This is a genomic window from Embleya sp. NPDC008237 (assembly GCF_042956465.1).
Classification (GTDB): domain Bacteria; phylum Actinomycetota; class Actinomycetes; order Streptomycetales; family Streptomycetaceae; genus Embleya.
This window is the reverse complement of record NZ_JBIBGL010000009.1, coordinates 66,383-83,069: the sequence shown is the minus strand read 5'-3', so window position 1 is coordinate 83,069 and position 16,687 is coordinate 66,383. Positions and strand designations below refer to the sequence as shown.

At 71.9% G+C, this 16,687-nt stretch carries 15 protein-coding genes; 8 read left to right on the top strand and 7 right to left on the bottom strand.

Annotated elements, in window-relative coordinates; all coding sequences use genetic code 11:
- Positions 1–8: 8 nt before the first annotated feature.
- From argS to ACFZBU_RS23600, 4 genes are all read right to left on the bottom strand, one after another.
- Positions 9–1,787 (bottom strand): arginine--tRNA ligase, encoded by a 1,779-nt coding sequence (gene argS, locus ACFZBU_RS23615; RefSeq protein WP_391585593.1) that lies wholly within the window; start codon positions 1,785–1,787, stop codon positions 9–11.
- An 82-nt stretch (positions 1,788–1,869) separates the two neighbouring features.
- Entirely contained in the window at positions 1,870–2,481 is a 612-nt protein-coding gene (locus tag ACFZBU_RS23610; RefSeq protein WP_391585592.1) for a TetR family transcriptional regulator C-terminal domain-containing protein, read from the bottom strand.
- Positions 2,482–2,658: 177 nt separating this feature from the next.
- The gene (locus tag ACFZBU_RS23605) at positions 2,659–4,059 is read right to left on the bottom strand and encodes a gluconate:H+ symporter (protein ID WP_391585591.1); all 1,401 of its coding nucleotides are present in this window, start codon (positions 4,057–4,059) and stop codon (positions 2,659–2,661) included.
- A complete protein-coding gene (locus tag ACFZBU_RS23600; protein WP_391585590.1) occupies positions 4,056–4,580 on the bottom strand; it encodes a gluconokinase in 525 nt (174 codons plus the stop codon). Before ACFZBU_RS23600 ends, ACFZBU_RS23605 begins: the two co-directional genes overlap by 4 nt.
- A gap of 144 nt (positions 4,581–4,724) precedes the next feature.
- On the opposite strand from ACFZBU_RS23600, the gene ACFZBU_RS23595 reads away from it, so the two are divergent.
- Together ACFZBU_RS23595 and ACFZBU_RS23590 are read left to right on the top strand one after the other, a co-directional pair.
- Positions 4,725–5,456 carry a FadR/GntR family transcriptional regulator gene (locus ACFZBU_RS23595; RefSeq protein WP_391585589.1) on the top strand — a complete coding sequence of 244 codons (732 nt, stop codon included), beginning with the start codon at positions 4,725–4,727 and terminating at the stop codon, positions 5,454–5,456.
- A 241-nt stretch (positions 5,457–5,697) separates the two neighbouring features.
- Entirely contained in the window at positions 5,698–6,288 is a 591-nt protein-coding gene (locus ACFZBU_RS23590) for a lytic polysaccharide monooxygenase (RefSeq protein WP_391585588.1), read from the top strand.
- Positions 6,289–6,387: 99 nt separating this feature from the next.
- On the opposite strand, the gene ACFZBU_RS23585 is transcribed toward ACFZBU_RS23590, so the two are convergent.
- Entirely contained in the window at positions 6,388–6,975 is a 588-nt protein-coding gene (locus tag ACFZBU_RS23585) for a helix-turn-helix domain-containing protein (RefSeq protein WP_391585587.1), read from the bottom strand.
- A 142-nt stretch (positions 6,976–7,117) separates the two neighbouring features.
- Here ACFZBU_RS23585 and ACFZBU_RS23580 point away from each other — a divergent pair, with 142 nt between their 5' ends.
- Positions 7,118–7,777, top strand: a complete 660-nt coding sequence (locus tag ACFZBU_RS23580; RefSeq protein WP_391585586.1) for a class I SAM-dependent methyltransferase — start codon at positions 7,118–7,120, stop codon at positions 7,775–7,777.
- Between the two features lie 54 nt (positions 7,778–7,831).
- Here ACFZBU_RS23580 and ACFZBU_RS23575 read toward each other — a convergent pair whose 3' ends face one another.
- Positions 7,832–9,751 (bottom strand): DUF2264 domain-containing protein, encoded by a 1,920-nt coding sequence (locus ACFZBU_RS23575; RefSeq protein ID WP_391585585.1) that lies wholly within the window; start codon positions 9,749–9,751, stop codon positions 7,832–7,834.
- Between the two features lie 225 nt (positions 9,752–9,976).
- Here ACFZBU_RS23575 and ACFZBU_RS23570 point away from each other — a divergent pair, with 225 nt between their 5' ends.
- The 5 genes from ACFZBU_RS23570 (at position 9,977) to ACFZBU_RS23550 (ending at position 15,651) form a co-directional block, all read left to right on the top strand.
- The gene (locus ACFZBU_RS23570) at positions 9,977–11,149 is read left to right on the top strand and encodes a substrate-binding domain-containing protein (protein WP_391585584.1); all 1,173 of its coding nucleotides are present in this window, start codon (positions 9,977–9,979) and stop codon (positions 11,147–11,149) included.
- A 119-nt stretch (positions 11,150–11,268) separates the two neighbouring features.
- Entirely contained in the window at positions 11,269–12,606 is a 1,338-nt protein-coding gene (locus tag ACFZBU_RS23565; RefSeq protein ID WP_391585583.1) for an ABC transporter substrate-binding protein, read from the top strand.
- A gap of 140 nt (positions 12,607–12,746) precedes the next feature.
- The gene (locus ACFZBU_RS23560) at positions 12,747–13,652 is read left to right on the top strand and encodes a sugar ABC transporter permease (protein WP_360317097.1); all 906 of its coding nucleotides are present in this window, start codon (positions 12,747–12,749) and stop codon (positions 13,650–13,652) included.
- Positions 13,649–14,593, top strand: coding sequence for a carbohydrate ABC transporter permease (locus tag ACFZBU_RS23555; RefSeq protein ID WP_391585582.1), 945 nt, complete (start codon positions 13,649–13,651; stop codon positions 14,591–14,593). Before ACFZBU_RS23560 ends, ACFZBU_RS23555 begins: the two co-directional genes overlap by 4 nt.
- Before the next feature lie 77 nt (positions 14,594–14,670).
- Positions 14,671–15,651: a hydroxyacid dehydrogenase gene (locus ACFZBU_RS23550; RefSeq protein ID WP_391585874.1), complete on the top strand. Its 981-nt coding sequence runs from the start codon at positions 14,671–14,673 to the stop codon at positions 15,649–15,651.
- A gap of 412 nt (positions 15,652–16,063) precedes the next feature.
- On the opposite strand, the gene ACFZBU_RS23545 is transcribed toward ACFZBU_RS23550, so the two are convergent.
- Positions 16,064–16,684: an isochorismatase family protein gene (locus ACFZBU_RS23545; protein ID WP_391585581.1), complete on the bottom strand. Its 621-nt coding sequence runs from the start codon at positions 16,682–16,684 to the stop codon at positions 16,064–16,066.
- Positions 16,685–16,687: the final 3 nt, after the last annotated feature.

The window sequence follows — 16,687 nt, the reverse complement described above, 5'->3', positions numbered from 1 at the left end:
ACGGGCGACTACATCCGCTCGGGCGTCTCGATGCCCAGCAGGTCCAGGCCGCGGGCCAGGGTGCGCGCGGTCAGGTCGCACAGGACCAGCCGCGAGTGTCGGATCTCGCCCTCCGAGCGCAGCACCGGGCAGTTTTCGTAGAAGCCGGTGAATGCGGTGGCCAGTTCGAACAGATGGTGGGTGAGGCGGTGGAACCGCAGCGATTCGCCGACCTCCTCGATCACGTCCGGGAAGGCCAGGAGCCGCAGGGCCAGCGCTCGTTCGGCGGGCTCCCGGATCACCAGGGGCCCGGAGGCCACCCGGGGCGCCTCGATGGCGGCCCGGGCGAAGATCGAGCGGATTCGGGCGTGCGCGTACTGGAGGTAGGGCGCGGTGTTGCCGTCGAGGGACAACATCCGGTCGTAGTCGAAGCGATAGTCCTTGCGCCGATCCCCGGACAGGTCCGCGTACTTCACCGCACCGATGCCCACCGCCCGGGCGAGCGCCGCCCGGGCGTCCGCATCCAGGTCCGGGTCCTTTTCGGCGATCGTCGCGGCGGCCCGGGCCACCGCCTCGTCGAGCAGGTCCACCAGCTTGACCGAGGCCCCGGCCCGGGTGCGCAGGATCTTCCCGTCGGAGCCCAGGACATAGCCGAAGTCGACGTGCTCGACCCGCGTGGGCGCCCGCGGCGGGCCCGCGTCGCCCGCGGTCGGGCCGGCCCCGTCCGCGGCCGCACCGTGCCAGCCCGCGTCCCGCGCGGTCGCGAAGACCATCGCCAGATGTTCGCTCTGCGGCGTGCCGACCACGTACAACAAGCGGTCCGCGGCCAGGTCCCGCAGCCGGTGCCGCAGGGTGGCCAGATCGGTGGCGGCGTAACCGAATCCGCCGTCGCCCTTGCGCACGATCAGCGGCAGCGGCTCGCCGTCGCGGTTGACGAATCCGGCGGGGAAGACGCACTGCGCGCCGGCGCTCTCCCGAAGCAGACCCAGCTCGGCCAACTCCTTTACCAATGGCGGCAGTTCATTGTTGTACCGGCTCTCCCCGAAGAAGTCGTCCGCGGTGAGCCGGACACCGAGCCGGGCGTAGACGGCCATGAAGTACTTCTTGGATTCGGTCACCAGGACCCGCCACAGCCGCAACGTGGTCGGATCACCGGCCTGCAACGCGACCACACGTTCGCGGGAGCGGACCCGGAACGCCTCGTCGGCGTCGAACGCCCGCCGTGCGGCCTGGTAGAAGCCGGTCAGGTCGCCGACCGAGAGTTCGTGCGCGGCCTCGGTCTCGCCGATGTCCAGGAGGTGCTCGATCAGCATGCCGAACGGCGTGCCCCAGTCGCCGAGGTGGTTGCGGCGCAGCACGGTGTGCCCCTGCCATTCCAGCACCCGCACGGCGGCGTCGCCGATGATCGTCGAGCGCAGGTGGCCGACGTGCATCTCCTTGGCGGTGTTCGGGCCCGAGTAGTCGACGACGATCGTCTCGGGCCGGGCGGTCCGCGGCACGCCGAGCCGTTCGTCGGCGGCGATCCCGGCGAGCAGCCGGCCGAGTCCGGTCGGCGCGAGGGTGAGGTTCACGAAGCCGGGCCCGCTGATCTCCACCGCCGAGCACACGTCGTCCAGCACGGCGTACCGGAGCACCTCGGCCGCGATCTCACGCGCGTCGCGGCCCAGGCGTCGGCTCAGGGCCAGGGCCCCGTCGCACTGGAAGTCCGCGTGCCGGCCGCGGCGCATCGACGGGTCCGCGGGCATGCCCGCGACCTGTGCGAACGCCGGTGCCAGCCGCTCGATGAGCAGCTTCTCCGGAGTGACCATGTGCGGAAGCTAGCCCACCGGGCGCACCGGGTTCATGCCATTTTCCCGGCCGCGCGGGCGGATCGGGCGGGCGCGGGGTGGGTCATCGAGTGCCGGGGGGCGAGTTGTCGGAGCGGGTGATCCGGTCGAGTTCGGCGTCGAGCGTGCGGGCAGCGGCGGCGGGGCTCAGCCGGTCGGGGTAGAGCAGGACGTGCACGCTCAGGCCGTCGATCAGGGCCAGCAGGTCGGCCGCGGCCCGGTCCACGTCCACGCCGTCGGCCAGTTCGCCGTTGTCCCGGGCGTCGAGCAGCACGCCGCGGACGATCACCCTCAGGTCCTCGCGTTCGCGGCGGTTGCTCTCGGCGACCTTCGGGGCGGCCAGGCTGCGATGCCACACGGCCACCTCCAGCATGCTTTCCAGGAGGTGGTCCTCGTCCAGCGGCAGCAGGTCCGTCAGGCCGGCGCGCAGCGCGGCCAGCCCGAAGCGGCCCGCGGTCAGGTCGAAGAAGCGCCGGGCGATCCGCCGGTGCGACCAGTGCACGGCGGCGAGCAGCACGTCGTCGGAATCGGCCAGGTCGAGTTCCGCCGGCGGGGGGTCCAGGGCCGCGGCCACCTCCTCGGGCGCGACCGCGGCGCCACCCTTCGCCGTCACGAGCCGGAACGCGGCGGCCCGCACTCGGTCCTGGTCATGGGCAGCATCCTGGGGACCCGACATGCCGGCAGCTTAAAGCCTGTCCGCCCGATCCCGGTGGACCCCGCACCGTGCTTCGCGCTGCGCCGGATCGGGCGACCTTCCTCCCGCCCGATGCACCCCGCGCTGCCCGGTCGCATCGGTCGTGCCCGTCGCCGGTGCGCGTCGTACCCGTCGCGCCCGTCGCCCCCTGGGGGTGCGCTACAACACCAGCGACAGCAGCAGCACGAAGCCGCCCGCGACCACCGAGATGATCGTCTCCATCAGGGACCAGGTCTTCACCGTCTGGCCCACGCTCATCCCGAAGTACTCCTTGACCAGCCAGAATCCGGCGTCGTTGAGGTGGCTGAAGAACAACGACCCCGCGCCCACGGCCAGTACGAGCAGGGCGGTGTGCGTGCTGCTCATGTCCGCCGCCAGCGGCGCCACCAGACCCGCCGCCGAGATGGTCGCCACCGTCGCCGACCCGGTGGCCAGGCGGATCGCCACCGCGATCAACCACGCGAGCAGCAGGGGTGAGATGGACCAGTCCTCGGAGATGTCCAGGATCATCCGGCCGACGCCCACGTCGACCAGGGTCTGCTTGAAGCCGCCGCCCGCGCCGACGATCAGCAGGATGCCGGCGATCGGCAGCAGTGCCTTCTCCACCGTGGTCGACAGCCGGTCCCGGGTGAATCCGGCGGCCCGACCGAGCGTGAACATCGCCACGATCACCGCCGACAGCAGTGCGATCAACGGCGAGCCGACCACGTCCGCGACCCGCTGGACGCGGTCCGCGGGGTCGTCGACGACGATGTCGACCAGCGCCTTGCCGAGCATCAGCACCACCGGGAGCAGCACGGTGCCCACGGTGACGGCGAAGCCGGGCCGCCGCTCCAGGTCCGCCGAGGAGCGTTCCGGGACCAGGTCCTGCGGGGGTGCGATGTCCACCCAGCGGGCCGCGTAACGGCCGAACAGCGGGCCCGCGATGGCCAGCGTCGGTATCGCCACCAGCACGCCCAGGGCGAGCACCACGCCCAGGTCGGCGTGGATCGCGTCGATGGCCGCGAGCGGTCCGGGGTGCGGCGGAACCAGGCCGTGCATCACGGACAGGCCGGCCAGTGCGGGGATGCCCACCCGCATCAGCGAGTGGTTGCCGCGCTTGGCCACCAGGAGCACCACCGGGATCAGCAGCACCACGCCGACCTCGAAGAACAGCGGCAGCCCGATGACGCCCGCGATCAGCGCCATCGCCCACGGCATGGTGCGATCGCTCGCCCTGGCCAGGATGGTGTCCACGATCTGGTCGGCGCCGCCGGAGTCGGCCAGCAGCTTGCCCAGGATCGCGCCGAGCGCGATCAGCACGCCCACGCCCGCGACCGTGGAGCCCAGACCCGAGGTGAAACTGGCGATCGCCTTGTCCAGCGGAGCGGCGGCCACCGCGCCGAGCACGAGCGACCCGATGGTCAGCGCGAGGAAGGCGTGCAGCTTGAACCGGCCGATGAGCAGCACGATCACGCCGATGCCGACGAGCACCGCGAGGCCCAGTTGGGCGTGTCCGGCCGAGGTGATCGGCGCGGTGGGTGTCCCCGCCGCCAGCGCCGGCAGGTCGATGGTGCTCACGTGGTTCCCTGATCCGCGTCCAGGCGGCGCAGCGCGGCGACGGCCTGCTCGGTTATGGCCTCGGGCCCGGGCGAGACGTCGACCGCGAGGCCCGCCTCGTCCGGCTCCAGGGGTTGCAGATCGGCGAACTGCGAGTCGAGCAGCGCCTCCGGCATGAAGTGGCCCGTCCGCTCGTGCAGGCGTGCGGCGATCAGCGCGCGGTCGCCGACGAGGTGGACGGTGATCACCCTGGGGACCGCTCGGCGCAGTCGGTCGCGGTAGGCGCGCTTGAGCGCGGAGCAGGCGACCACGCCGCCGGAGTGTTCGTGCGCGGCGAGCCAGTCGCCGATGGCGTCCAGCCACGGCGCGCGGTCCACGTCGTCCAACGGGATCCCGGCCGACATCTTGGCGACGTTGGCGGTTGGGTGGAAGTCGTCCGCGTCCGCGTAGGGCACCCGCAGTTCCGCGGCCAGCATGCGGCCGACCGTGGACTTCCCGGTGCCGGACACACCCATGACCACCACGACGTGGGGGGCGTTCATCGATACCTCGCTGTCTTTGCCCGGCTGGTGCCCGGGCGCCGTCCCATACCCAAACGCATAGGTAGTACTTAATCAAGACTTCGGAGCAATTAAGTCATACGTAATCCGGGCGGCTCGGAGCACCCCTCCCAGTAGGCTGACGCCATGGAGAACGAGGGCCGGGGCTTGCATATGAAGGTGCTGGAGTCCCTCGGGCCGGCCATCACGGCCGGCGCCTACCCCGCCGGCACGGTTTTGCGCACCGACGAGCTGGAGCACCGCTTCGAGGTCTCGCGCACCGTGGTCCGCGAGGCCGTTCGGGTGCTGGAATCGATGCGGCTCGTCGAGTCGCGGCGCCGGGTCGGGGTCACCGTGCGCCCGCCCGAGCAGTGGAACGTCTTCGACCCGTACGTGATCCGCTGGCGCCTGGCCGGCGCCGATCGGCCGCGCCAGCTCCGGTCGCTGACCGCGCTGCGCTCGGCGATCGAACCCGCGGCGGCGGCGCTGGCCGCGGTGTCCGCGACGCCGGCCCAGTGCGCCGCGCTGACCGAGCACGCGCTGGGCATGGTCTCCACCTCGCGCGGTCGGCAGTTGGCGGCGTACCTCGTGCACGACATCGCCTTCCATCGGGTGATCCTGGCCGCGTCGGGCAACGAGATGTTCGCCCGGCTGGGCGATGTGGTCGCCGAGGTGCTGACCGGTCGCACCCACCACCACGTGATGTTTCCGGACCCGGACCCGACCGCGGTCACGCTGCACGTACGCGTCGCCGAGGCGATCCGCGAGGGCGACGCGGCCGGCGCCGAGCGGCTGACCCGCGAGATCACCGTCGGTGCGATGGCCGAACTGGAGGTACTGGCACCGCAGTTCGAGACGGGCGTCGATCGGGTCCAGTGATCGTCCCCCGGCCCGCGGGCGGCCCCGGCCTGCGCCGTCGGCGCCGGCATGATCGCCAACCGCATTGTCCGGAAAGGGACTTCGCTTTCGTTGACGTGGTCCAGACCATTGACCGAGTGGTCTGGACCTCTTAACTTGAGGAGCGCACTACGGATGTGAACAACCGGTGAAATAAGGCGTACGACGCGGACCCGGACCGTTCGAACGTCCTTCGCATTCACTCGTCCCCTAGGAGAGTTCCATGCGTAAAAGGACCATCCTGACGGCGCTGACCATCCCCGCCGTCTCGTTTCCCCTGATGATGGCCGGCACGGCGGGCGCGCACGGCTGGGTCACCAGCCCGCCGAGCCGAGCCGCCTACTGTGCCCAGGGCACCGTCAGCAACTGCGGTGAGATCCAGTGGGAGCCGCAGAGCGTCGAGGGCCCCAAGGGCTTCCCGGCGCGCGGACCGGCCGACGGCAGGCTCTGCGCGGGCGGCAACAGCCGATTCGCCGAACTCGACGACCCGCGTGGCGGCGCGTGGCCGAGCACCCCGGTGAGCTCGGGGTCGAGCAAGACGTTCACCTGGAAGCTCACCGCGCGGCACGCCACCACGTCGTTCCGCTACTTCATCACCAAGTCGAGCTGGAGTCCCGGCCAGTCGATCACCCGGGCGCAGTTGGAGAGCACCCCGTTCCTGACCGTTCCCTACGGTGGGGTCCAACCCGCCGCGACCGTCTCGCACACCGGCACGCTCCCGGCCGGCCGCAGCGGCAAGGCGGTGATCTTCGCGGTCTGGGACATCGCGGACACCGGCAACGCCTTCTACCAGTGCACCGACGTCACCTTCTGATCGACCCCGTCCGCCGTCCCACGCCGGCGGGACCGGGGTGGGCCGGTGGGTCGCCGTACCGCGGCGACCCACCGGCCCGGCCACCCGCGCGGACCGGGCTCACCCGCCGCCGGGCCGGGCCCGTACGTGCATGCGCTCGCCCTGCTTGCCGTACAGGCTGAGGAACTCCACCGGCTCCGGCCCGGCGCAGATGAAGGCGTGCGGGGTACGGGTGTCGAACTCGGCGGCCTCGCCCGCGGCCAGGACGAGATCGTGCTCGCCCAGGAACAGCCGCAGCCGACCGGACAGGACGTACATCCACTCGTAGCCCTCGTGCGTCTGCAACTCCGGTTGGGACCCGCCGAGTCCGGGCGGCAGGATCTGCTTGAACGCGTGCAGCCCGCCGCTGTACCGGGTCAACGGGATGATGGTCATGCCGTAGCGCTGGATCGGGCGCGCGTGCACCCGCGGATCACCCGTCTCCGGCGCGTCCACCAGCTCGTCCAACTGCACGCCGTACGCCTTCGCCAGCGGGAGCAGCAGTTCCAGGGTGGGTTTGCGCTGTCCGGACTCCAGCCTGGACAACGTGCTGGGGGAGATCCCGGTCGTCGTGCTCAGCTCGGTCAGGGTGGTGCCCCGTTCCTGCCGCAGGGCTCGCAGACGCGGGCCGACGGCGGTCAGGACGGAGACGAGTTCGCCATCTTTCATGGCTCCATTTGCCGACTCGGCAACAACGTTTGTCAACCGCGGTGCAGCGGGCGGACCATGTCGATCGGGCGCCGAACCACACGCCGCCCGGCCCGATCGGCTGCGGTCGGGCCGCATCCCCCACCGCACGGAGGACCCCACGATGACCGACGACCGAATCGCCGAGCACGCCGGACAGCCCTCGGCGGCGGAGGTGTGGGACGCACGCTATGCGGAGAGCACCCGCATCTGGAGCGGCAAGCCGAACGCCGCCCTGGTCCGGGAGACCTCGGACCTGCCGCCCGGCCGGGCCCTGGACCTGGGCTGCGGCGAGGGCGGCGACGCGATCTGGCTTGCCGAGCGGGGCTGGCGGGTGACGGCCACCGACGTGTCCCGGATCGCCCTGGAGCGGGCGGCCGAGCACGCGAAGGCGAAGCGGGTGGCCGATCTGATCGACTGGCAGTGGCACGACCTGAACGCGACCTTCCCGGCCGGCACCTTCGACCTGGTCTCGGCGCACTTCCTGCACTCGCACGGGGAGTTGGACCGCGAGGCGATCCTGCGCACCGCCGCCACGACGGTCGCACCCGGCGGCGTGTTGTTGATCGTCGGGCACTCGGGGATGCCGCCGTGGGAGAAGAACCCGCACCCCGACGTGGTCCTGCCGACCCCCGACGAGGTGCTCGCCGCGCTCGAACTCCCGGACGGAGAGTGGGAGGTGCTCCGCAAGGACGAGCACGAGCGGATTCAGAACGACCCCGAGGGCCGGCCGATCACCCGCACGGACAACACCGTGATGGTGCGGCGTCGCCCGGCCGGCTGAGCGGGGTTCCGGCACGACCGGAGCCGATCTGCCCGGTGCCGGGAGAGCATCCGGTCAGGCCGGTTCGTGGGTGACCGACCAGTGGTCCGCCGGCGCGTGCCGGATCCGGCTCACGCCGCCGTCCGCCCACGTCACGTCCACGTCCGCCGCCGTCGCCGACACCCGCGGCGCCGGGGCGGGGGCGGCGTCCGCCCAGGTCAGGGACAGCACCGTGACCAGCGGGCCGGCCGCCACCGTGCCCTCCAGCACGGCGAGTTCGGCCTGCTCACCGAACGCGGTCCCGTGCGGCGCCGCGCGGACGGCCGCCCGGTCCCAGCCGTGCGCGCCGGTCAGCGTGCTGTGCACCGACGCGGTGGCCACCCGGGCACCGAGGCCGTCGACCGAGGCCCGCACCTCCTCGCCGGGCCCGGCCGCCGGCGCCCACCCGCCCTCGCGCACCGTGGTGCCCGCCGCCGCCCGTACGTGGTGCACGCGCACCTCGTACGGGCCGCGGACCACGCTGACCGTGACGATTCGGGTGTCCGGGACCGGCTGCCCGTCGAGGGTGGGCGACTGCGCCGAGGCGGCCCATCCGGGACCCGCGCCCAGCGGCTGGATCCGGCCGCGTTCGGTCACCCGATCGGCCAGGACCAGACCGATGTGGTTGTCCGCCGGATCGCCGCCGCGGGTGGGGCCGGTCAGCGTCGAGTAGGCCAGCCGGGCATACAGCGGATCGTCCGCGTCGAGCGCGCCGGCCGGCGCGGCCGGCTGGTGGTCGGCGCCGTGGTTGACCAACCGGGCCACGCCGTGCCCGGCGTGCACGAGCAGTCCGGGACCGGGCAGGCCGAGCGCGGGGTCGGGCTCCCCCTCCTCGGCCGGCCCGGCGCACTCGCGCGCGGTCCACACCTCGTGCCGCTCGGGCAGCAGCAGGCCGACGAAGCCCTTGGCCGCCCAGTACGGCGACGCCGAGCCCGAGTAGGGCTGCACGGTCGCGGCGTCCGGGCCGTACCAGCCCAGCGAGAGCAGGCCGTCGCGGGCGGCGCCGCGGTCCAGGAAGTGCCGCAGCACGCCGCTCGCCAGGCGTCGGGTGGTGCCCGGTGCGTAGGGCGTGGCGTCCACGAGCGCGCCCAGCCACAGCGGGGCCGCCGCGGCGAACCGGTAGGTCAGTGAACGCCCCTGGTGCAGCGGCGCGCCGGTGCGGTCGAAGAGCCGGCCGTACCCGGTCAGGAACTCGCGCAGCCGCTCGCGCCGGACCGGGTCGGCCGGCGCACCCGCGACCGCGGCGCACAGCAGCGGATACAGGTGCATGGCCCAGCCGTTGTAGTGGTCGAAGTAGCGCCCGGCGCCGTCGGTGTACCACCCGTCGCCGACGTACCACCGCTCGATGCGGGCCAGGCCCCGCTCGATTGCCGCCCGGGCCTGCTCGGTGTGCCGGTCGGCCGCCTCCAGGAAGGTGCCCACCGCGACCGGGAAGAGCCACCAGTTGTTGTCCACCGGTTCGTGCCGCAGCGCGCCGGCGAGCCAGTCGGCGGCCCGTTCGCGGGTGTTCTCGTCGAGCCGGTCCCACAGTTGAGCCTTCGTCAGGTGCAGGGCCAGGGCCACCGACGCGGCCTCCACCATCGCCTGGCCGCGATCGACCACGGCCGGCCAGGATTCCGCATCCGCCGTGCCGGGCGCGGCCGTTCCCGTGCGCAGCCCGTCCGCGTACGGCTCCAGCAGTCCGGCCGGGACGGGCCGGCCGCAGGCGACGGTGCCGGCCGCGCGCAGCGCCGCGAGCAGGAACGTACGGGCGTAGCCCTCCAGGCCGTCCGAGCGCTCGCCGGACCAACTCGTGCGCCCGGGAAGGGTGATCAGCGCGCCGCCCGGCGAGCGGTACGGGCGCACCGCGGCGAGCAGGCCGTCGGCCACCGCCTCCCAGTGCGCGCGGGTCCAGCCGGTGTACGGGCTCAGCGTGCGGTCCTCCGGGGGCAGCACGAAGGGGTGCGGTGTGTTCACGGATCTCCTCGACGTGTGCACGGACCTCCTCGGCTGGACGCGCCCGGGCGTCGACACGCTAGGCGGGGTCGATCGATCAGGTCAAGAGTCGGTTTGATCGAACGATCCTTTTCAATCAAAATCGAATGGCGATGCCCTAGGCTGAGCCGGTGGCCGGACAGCAGCCGGGCGCAGGGGGGCACGGCCCGTTCCGGGCGTGCGCTGATCGGAAGGACGACGTCCACGGTGTTGGCGGAACAGCGGCAGGAACTCATTCTCAGGACGGCCCGCGAACAGGGCAGCGTCAAGGTGGTCGAGATCGCCGAGGAACTGGGCGTGTCCCTGGTCACCGTGCGGCGCGACGTGACCGCCCTGGTGGCGAGCGGTCTGCTGGCCCGGGTGCACGGCGGTGCCACCCTGCCGCACGCCCGCCCCTCCGCGCCGGAGCCGGGCCGGCCGCCGGCGAACGGCCACGACGGGCCGACGGTGGGCATGCTCGTGCCGTCCGCCACCTACTACTTCCCGGAGGTCGTGCGCGGCGCCCGGGACGCGGTCGAGGCGATCGGTGGGCGGTTGGTGCTGGGCATCTCGCGCTATCTGCCCAGTGAGGACCGCGACCAGGTGGACCAGCTGTTGCGCGGCGGCGTGGACGGCCTGCTGCTGACCCCCTCGCGGGCGCCGGGACCGGGTGGCGAGGACGCGTGGATGGGGCGGCTCCCGGTGCCCGTCGTGCTGGTGGAGCGCCGGGCCGAGATCGGCTCCGGGCTCGAACACCTGGACCGGGTCGCCTCCGACCACGCGCTGGGCGCGGCCCAGGCGGTGCGCCGGTTGGGCACGCTCGGCCACGAGCGCATCCTGCTCGTGGCCCGGCTGGGCAGTCCGACCACGCCGGCCGTGCACGCCGGGTACACCGCGGCGATGGCCGCCCTGGGGCTGACCCCGCCGGACCCGGCCGGGGTGGAGACGCCGCATCCGGGCGAGGACGCGGACGGCTTCGACCGGGCGGTGTCGCGGGTGATCGAGGCGGCCCGCTCGGGTGCGGCCACCGCCGCGCTCGTGCACAACGACCAGGACGCGCTGTTGCTGGTGTCCCGGCTGCGCGCGGCGGGTCTGGACGTGCCCGGTGACCTGGCGCTGATCGCCTACGACGACGAGGTGGCGGCGCTGGCCGATCCGCCGCTGAGCGCGATCGCGCCGGCCAAGCACGAGGTCGGCCGGATCGCGGTCGAGCTGCTCGCCGCGCGCCTGGCCGACGGGGACGACGGGCGCGCGCCGCGGCACATCTCGCTGGTGCCCAGGCTGCGGCTGCGGGCCACCACCGAGCCGGCCGACGCGGGGGAGCCGATCGAGCGGGAGGGCGAGCGGACCACGCGGGCCGAACCCGTCCGGACAAGCGAAAGTAACCCAGCCACTCTGTGATCGAACGATCATAGCGAGTTTCGTTTTTCATCGATTGTTCATTTGCTCTTGACGCTGTTCGCTCCTGACCGAATGATGCTCGCTATCGCCTTCGATGCAGGTTCGACCCAGGAGCGTCCATGCAGCGCACATCCATCAGACTCGGCACGGCTCTCGTCGGCATAGTCACCGCCCTGAGCCTCGTCACCGGTTGTGGCGGCGGCGACGACAAGAAGAAGGACGCCGGAGCCGCCCCCGCCGCCCCCGGCGGCGCCCCGGGCCAGAAGCAGGAGCTCACCTTCTGGTCCTGGACCAAGGGCACCCAGGAGGTCGTGGACGCGTTCAACAAGTCGCATCCCGACATCCAGGTCAAGTACGAGCAGATCCCCTCCGGCAACGCGGGCGGCTACGCGAAGATGGCCAACGCGGTCAAGGCGGGCAACGCCCCCGACGTGCTGACCATCGAGTACCCGCAACTGCCGGACTTCGTCAGCCAGGGGGCCGTGCAGGACCTCACGTCGAAGGTGTCCGGCCTCAAGTCGAAGTTTCCCGCGTCGGTCAACAAGCTGACCGAACTCGGCGGCAAGACCTGGGCGGTGCCGCTGGACGCCGCACCGATGGCGCTGTACTACCGCAAGGACTTCTTCACCGACCACAACATCGCCGTGCCCAAGACCTGGGACGAGTACCGGGCCGCGGCCGAGCAGGTCAAGAAGGCCGACCCGAACGCCCGGATCGGCACCTTCTACCCGGACGACCCCAGCACCATGGCCGGGCTGACCTGGCAGGCCGGCGGCGCGTGGTTCGGCACCGAGGGCGACGCCTGGAAGGTCTCGCTGACCGACCCGAACGCGCGCAAGGTCGGCGAGTACTGGAACAAGCTCGTCTCCGACGACCTGGTGCGCGTGCAGCCCTCGTTCAGCCAGCAGTGGAACGCCGACCTCAAGAGCGGCGGCACGGTCGGCATCGTCGGTGCCTCGTGGAGCGCGGGTGTCCTCAAGAGCAGCCAGCCCGACCTGGCCGGCAAGTGGGCGGTCGCGCCGCTGCCGGACTGGGGCACCCCCTCCAACGGCATGCTCGGCGGCTCGACCTTCGCGGTGAGCAAGGACAGCAAGAAGGGCAAGGCCGCGCTCACCTTCATCGAGTGGATGACCACCACCAAGGAGGGCATCTCCGCGCGGATCGCCTCCGGCACCTCCAGCGCCTACCCCGCCGCCACCGAGCTGGTGCCCGTCGCAGCGCAGTTCTTCGACACCGGCTACTTCGGCAAGCAGGACATCTACCCGCTGTTCACCGAGGCGACCGGCAGGATCGGCGGCGGCTGGACCTGGGGCCCGTCGATGACCCAGACCAACACCATCCTCAAGGACCAGTTCGGCAAGCTCTCCAGCGGCGGCAGCATCGTGGGCGCCCTGGAGGAGGCCCAGCGGAGCACCGTCGAGGACCTGAAGAAGCGCGGCATCTCGGTCAAGAGTTGACCACTGGTGCCGTGACCGGGAACCGGCGACGTTCCCGGCCACGGCACCAGCCCTGCGCGGCCGCCCGTCGGCCCGTGATCCGCAGGCCCCCGGCGCCCCGCGCCGCCCGCACCGGGGGACCGCCACGAGGAAGCAGTTCCATGAACACATCCCTGCGCGCCGGACGCCGGCGCCGGAAGACCACCGCCGCGCTGTTCCTGACCCCGTTCTACGTGCTGTTCATCGCCACCATGGTCGTGCCGATCGGCTACGCGATCTGGCTCAGCCTGTTCACCGAGAAGACCTCGGGCCTGGGCTTCGGCGGCACCAGACGCGTATTCAGCGGCTTCGGCAACTATGCCGACGCGCTCGGTGACGAGAAGTTCCGCGACGGGTTCGTCGCGATCGGGCTGTACTGCCTCCTGTACATCCCGGTGATGGTCGGCACCGCCCTCGCGCTGGCGCTCCTGCTGGACTCGGCGCTCGCCCGGGCCCGCCGGTTCTTCCAACTCGCCCTGTTCCTGCCGCACGCGGTCCCGGGCATCATCGCCGCGCTGATCTGGGTCTATCTCTACACCCCGGGCCTGAGCCCGGTCGTGGAACTGCTCGAATCCGGCGGCCTGCATTGGGACTTCCTGGCCTCGGACACCGCGCTGTTCTCGATCGTCAACATCGCCACGTGGGAGTGGATCGGCTACAACATGATCATCTTCTACGCCGCGCTCCAGGCGATCCCGCGCGAGGTGGTCGAGGCCGCCACCGTGGACGGCGCCGGACCGGTGCGCATCGCGGTCTCGGTGAAGATCCCGATGATCCGCGCCGCCGTCGCGATGACGATGTTGTTCACCATCATCGGCTCGCTGCAACTGTTCACCGAACCGTCCATCCTCAGCGACGCCAATCCCGCCGTGGGCAGCTCCTGGACACCCAACATGTACGCCTACTCGGCCGCCTTCCGCGCCAACGACTTCGGCCTCGCGGCGGCCGCCTCGGTGCTGCTCGCCGTGTTCGCCGCGGCGCTGTCGTTCGGCGTCACCCGCCTGTCGTCCGGACGGAGGACCGCATGAGCACCACCGTGCAGCAGCCGGACGGGGTCGCGGCCGACGCGCCCGCGCCGACCCGCCCACCCGCAACCAAGCCCGCCCGCCGCCCGCGCGCCAAGGTTCGCGCCACCGAGGCGCTGATGGGCAAGGTCGCCGTCAACGGTGCCCTGGTCCTGGTCACCCTCTACATGATGTTGCCGCTGGCCTGGCTGCTGATCGCCGCGACCAAGGACATGGGCGGCCTGTTCGGCGGCGACGGCTTCGCCTTCGAGGGCTTCCACTTCACCGAGAACGTCAAGGCCGTCGGCACCGAGGGCGACGGCATCTACTGGCACTGGTACCTCAACAGCCTGCTCTACGCCGGCGTCGGCGCGGCGCTGGGCTCGTTCATCAGCGTGCTGGCCGGCTACGCGTTCGACAAGTTCGACTTCCCCGGCAAGGAGAAGCTGTTCGGCGGGGTGCTGCTGGGCGTGCTCGTGCCCACCACCGCCGTCGCGCTGCCGCTGTACCTGCTCGCGTCCAAGGTGGGCCTGGTCAACACCTTCTGGGCGGTGTTCATCCCGGTCATCGTCAACCCGTTCGGGGTCTACCTGGCCCGGGTGTTCAGCGCCGGATACATCCCCGGCGAGGTGCTCGAAGCCGCCCGGATGGACGGCGCCGGCGAGATCCGGACCTTCTTCTCGGTCGCCATGCCGATGATGATGCCGGGCTTCGTGACCATCTTCCTGTTCCAGTTCACCGCGATCTGGAACAACTTCTTCCTGCCCCTGGTGATGCTCTCCGACCAGAAGCTGTACCCGGTCAGCCTGGGCCTGTACTCGTGGAACACCAACGCGCACGCGTACCCGGAGTTCTATCCGCTGGTCATCACCGGATCGCTGATGGCCGTGGTCCCGCTGGTCGTCGCCTTCGTCTCGCTCCAGCGCCACTGGCGTGCGGGCCTATCCGCGGGGAGCGTCAAGTGACCAACGGCACCACCCGATTCGAGTCCCCCGCCGGTACGTCCGCGCCGGCGCGGCACCGGCCCCGACTCCTGCTCGCGATGGACCCGTCAGTGGCCGCACGCATCCTGGACGCCGAGGCCCGCGAGCGGCTCGACGCGCTGGCCGACGTCGATCTCGACCTGATCGTCGACGACTTCGACCGTCCCGAGGCCGCCGCGGCGCTGGCCGAGGCGGAAGTCCTGTTCACCTGCTGGGGCAGCGCCCGCCTGGACGCCGCGGTGCTGGCTCGGGCGCCGCGACTGCGCGCGGTGGTCCACGCGGCGGGCTCGGTCAAACACCACCTCACCGACGCCGCCTGGGAACGCGGCCTGATCGTCTCCTCGGGCGCCGCCGCCAACGCCCTGCCGGTGGCCGAATACACCGTCGCCGCCGTGCTGTTCGCCAACAAGCGGGTGCTGCGGATCCGGGACGCCTACCGCGCGGAACGGCGCCTGGTGGACTGGGACGCGCGATTCCCGGGGTTCGGCAACTACCGACGCACCATCGGCATCGTCGGCGCCTCCCGGATCGGCCGCCGGGTGCTCGAACTGCTCCGCCCGTTCGATTTCGAACTGCTGCTGCACGACCCGTACGTGACCGCCGATCAGGCGGAGGCACTGGGCGCGCGCAGCGTGGATCTGGACGAACTGGTGCGAAGCTCGGACGTGGTCAGCGTGCACGCCCCCGAACTGGAGTCCACCCGGCACCTCCTGGACCGCCGCCGGCTCGCGCTGATGCGGGACGGCGCGACGCTGATCAACACCGCCCGCGGCTCCCTCGTGGACCAGGACGCCCTCACCGAGGAACTGGTCGCGGGCCGCCTCGACGCGGTCATCGACGTCACCGAACCGGACGTACTCCCGGCCGCCTCGCCGCTCTACGATCTGCCCAACGTGCTCCTGACCCCGCACATCGCCGGCTCCCTCGGCGGCGAACTGCGCCGCATGGTCGCCCTGGCCCTGGACGAACTCGACCGCTACACCCAGGGCATCCCCTTCGCCCACGCCGTGGAACGGGCAACCCTGACCCACTCGGCCTGAACAACCCCCGACCGCCGGCCGGGCCCGAAGAGGACCCCGGCCGGCATGCGAACAACCGGGCGGGTACCGGCCCCGATTCGTTTCGATCGAGCCCCCGAGTTCCGCAACCTCGGCCCGGCCCGGCCCGCGTTCGAGGCCACCCCAGAGCGACCGACGCGTGATGTCGGCCGAACCCCCTGGCCCGGCCGGGCCGGAGGCCGACCTCGGCCCGGTCGGGCCCGAGGCCGCCGAACTCAGCCCGGCCGGCGCTTGAGGCCAACCGGAGCAACCGAAGCGCCGGCTCCGCCAAAGGCCCTCAGCTTTGTGCCGTGCCGTGCCGTCTTGTGCCGTGCCGTGCCGCGTCGCGTCGCGTCGCATCGCGTCGACGAGCGTCGGTCGAGAGCGTGGGGCGCCGCGAAAGCCCGGGTGTGAACTACGCCGGGTCCCGGGTTTCTTCGGCGGGCCGAGCGGCGGCTTCCGCGGCTCCCGCGGCGGTGAAGGACACGTCCTCGGCGTGTGCGACGATCTCGACCTCGTCGCCCAGCGCCCATTCGGCCACGCGCGAGACCATCGGCGCCGGTACCGCCGCGCTGATGCCGGGCGCGGCCGGGATGTCGTACGTGGCATGGGCGTCGTGCGGCAGCACCACCCGGTAGCCCCGTTCCAGCGCGGCCCGCGCGGTCGCGCCCACGCACATCTCGGACATCACCCCGCACACGGACACACCCGCCACGCCCGCCCGGGTCAGCAGGTCGGCCAGCGGCGTACCGTCGAAGCCGTCGTCCTCGGTCTTGCGGATCACCACCTCGCGGGGGCCGGCCTCCACCGGCAGCCGCAATTCCCACCCGGGCGTGCCGGTCTCGTCGTCCGCGCCGACCGGCCCGTCGTTCTGGAGATGCACCACCAGCGCACCACTCGCCCGGGCCCGGGCGATCAACATGGCGGCCCGTTCCACCACGCGCTCCGCATCCGGTACCGCGCCGGCGCCGGTGACGAAGGCCATCTGCACGTCGACGACGAGCAGGGCGGATACGGGGGCCGTGTTCTCTGTCATGGC

Coding starts and splice junctions, on each gene's coding strand:
- ACFZBU_RS23545 (WP_391585581.1), bottom strand. CDS start 16,684: ATGACAGAGAACACGGCCCCCGTATCCGCCCTGCTCGTCGTCGACGTG.
- ACFZBU_RS23560 (WP_360317097.1), top strand. CDS start 12,747: ATGAACACATCCCTGCGCGCCGGACGCCGGCGCCGGAAGACCACCGCC.
- ACFZBU_RS23555 (WP_391585582.1), top strand. CDS start 13,649: ATGAGCACCACCGTGCAGCAGCCGGACGGGGTCGCGGCCGACGCGCCC.
- ACFZBU_RS23585 (WP_391585587.1), bottom strand. CDS start 6,975: ATGAAAGATGGCGAACTCGTCTCCGTCCTGACCGCCGTCGGCCCGCGT.
- ACFZBU_RS23565 (WP_391585583.1), top strand. CDS start 11,269: ATGCAGCGCACATCCATCAGACTCGGCACGGCTCTCGTCGGCATAGTC.
- argS (WP_391585593.1), bottom strand. CDS start 1,787: ATGGTCACTCCGGAGAAGCTGCTCATCGAGCGGCTGGCACCGGCGTTC.
- ACFZBU_RS23600 (WP_391585590.1), bottom strand. CDS start 4,580: ATGAACGCCCCCCACGTCGTGGTGGTCATGGGTGTGTCCGGCACCGGG.
- ACFZBU_RS23595 (WP_391585589.1), top strand. CDS start 4,725: ATGGAGAACGAGGGCCGGGGCTTGCATATGAAGGTGCTGGAGTCCCTC.
- ACFZBU_RS23590 (WP_391585588.1), top strand. CDS start 5,698: ATGCGTAAAAGGACCATCCTGACGGCGCTGACCATCCCCGCCGTCTCG.
- ACFZBU_RS23610 (WP_391585592.1), bottom strand. CDS start 2,481: ATGTCGGGTCCCCAGGATGCTGCCCATGACCAGGACCGAGTGCGGGCC.
- ACFZBU_RS23550 (WP_391585874.1), top strand. CDS start 14,671: ATGGACCCGTCAGTGGCCGCACGCATCCTGGACGCCGAGGCCCGCGAG.
- ACFZBU_RS23580 (WP_391585586.1), top strand. CDS start 7,118: ATGACCGACGACCGAATCGCCGAGCACGCCGGACAGCCCTCGGCGGCG.